Annotated in this window: 2 protein-coding genes and 1 other annotated feature; both genes read right to left on the minus strand. The window is 66.7% G+C overall.

The annotated features are described in order from the left end of the window. Positions 1-395 (minus strand): helix-turn-helix domain-containing protein (locus ELR45_RS41015; protein WP_240759828.1); only part of this gene is annotated, 395 nt, incomplete at its 3' end. Further along, a protein-coding gene (locus ELR45_RS41020; RefSeq protein WP_240759829.1) for an IS3 family transposase occupies positions 320-1,479 on the minus strand; the annotation gives its coding sequence in 2 pieces (ribosomal slippage) (positions 320-1,188 and positions 1,188-1,479; 1,161 coding nt in all). The genes ELR45_RS41020 and ELR45_RS41015, both read right to left, overlap by 76 nt. Next, positions 1,067-1,198 (minus strand) — a sequence feature (AL1L pseudoknot). It overlaps the preceding gene by 132 nt. Positions 1,480-1,817 lie beyond the last annotated feature (338 nt).

Below are 1,817 nucleotides of genomic sequence, written 5' to 3' on the forward strand. Positions count from 1 at the left end.
GCGGTTTTCGGGCGCTTCGCTGTCTGCTGCGCCTTCCACTGCGCCACCAGGGCACGGTAGACCTGCTTACCGCCCCTGGTCGCCGCGTTGCGACGCAGCTCGCGAGAGATCGTCCCCGGGTCGCGTCCGATCCTGCGGGCGATCTCGCGCACACCAATCTCCTGAGCGCGCAGCAGCGCGATCTCCTCGCGCTCGGCGAACGACAGGTACCGGCCCGTGGGTTCGTCAAGACTGATCGGCGGCATGCCGCCAGCGTGACGGAACCAGCGGGAGCCGACCGGCCATGACACACCGACCGCCTCCGCGGCCTCGACCGTCGTCACGCCCGACGCGATCCGCCGCCAGAAGTCCCGCTGCACCGCACGAGACGGCTCAGGCCGACCCGGTGAACGCATCGGCGGCCGCAACGCCCGATCCGCCGCCCACTGCCGCCGCGCACCCGCTGGCGCCTTCGGCATCTGCTTCGTGCCACGTCCCATCGCACACCTCCATGCTCGAGGTGATGCGACGACCAGTTGAATCCACCCTGCGAACCGGCGTCGGAATGGTGCACGAGCCCGGTGCAGGTGAACTCGACGTTCGTTCTGCGCCGGGTGAACAGCGCTTGTTCCAGTACCGAGGTCACCAGCGGTGTCGCCTTCGAGGTGGACACGCGCCAGCCCAGGATGCGCCGGGAGTACACGTCGGTGAGCAGAGCGACGTAGCAGAACCCGGACAGCGTCCACACATACGAGAAGTCCGCGACCCACCACTGATCCGGCCGGGTGGGGGTGTCCCAGGCACGACCGATGAGGTCCGGATGCCGCGGGGCACCCTCGCGTTGCTCGGTGGTCGTGGTGCGCCGGGCAGCGCCGCGGCGGATCCCCTCGATCCCGGCGATGCGCATCAACCGGGCCACCTGATCGCGGCCGATATCGTGCCCGGCACGGCACATCGTGTGCCACAGCTTGCGCACCCCATACACGCCACGATTCTTGCGGAACTGGGTGACCACCTCGTTGGCCAGGTACGCATCGGTGAGATCCGCGGCTGTGACCGGGGTCTTGATCCCGGCGTAGTAGGTGCTCGGGGCGATCTTCACACCGTGCTCGGAGAGCACGCGGCAGATCGGCTCGACCCCGAAACGGTCCCGATAGGCGCTGATGTAGGCCACGATCACTTGAGTCGGCGGTCGAGCTCCGCCTGAGCGAAAAACGCCGAGGCGGTCTTGAGGATCTCATTCGCCCGCCGCAGCTCGGCGACCTCTTTACGCAGCGCCTTGACCTCGGCAGATTCCTCGCTCGCGACGCCGGGGCGGACACCGGAGTCGACCTCGGCCCGCTCGACCCAGTTCCGCAACGTCGCCGGATTGATGTCGAGCATCGCGCCCACCCGACGGCGAGCTTCGAGCTTGGACTCTCCGTGCTCGCGAAGCCGGTCCAGGTACAACCTCACCGCACGCTCACGCGTCTCGGCATCAAACTTCCTCGGTGCTGGCATGGACTCAGTCTCCTTGGTGAATCAGAGTCTCCGCCAGATCCAGGACGATTCAGTCACCAGCGTCCCGGCACGGACCGAGGTGCGGCTAGCGCACCTAAGTGTCGTGGTGCCCAAACAAACGAGCGAGTGAGCCCGAATGCCCAGAATTTCCGCCGAGTGCGGCATGATTTCCGGTTCCTCGCCGGAACAGAAAAACCCCTGGATAACCAGGGGTTTTGTGGGTCTTCGGATCTCAGCGGGGAGGCCATCCTGGGTCTTCGGATCTCAGCGGGGAGGCCATCCTTCGGGGTGGCCTTCTTTGTGTGTGGCGGTGGGCTGATGGGGACGAAGGTGCCGCA

The sequence above is a fragment of the Phytoactinopolyspora endophytica genome (assembly GCF_004138495.1).
GTDB classification, from domain to species: Bacteria; Actinomycetota; Actinomycetes; order Jiangellales; family Jiangellaceae; genus Phytoactinopolyspora; species Phytoactinopolyspora endophytica.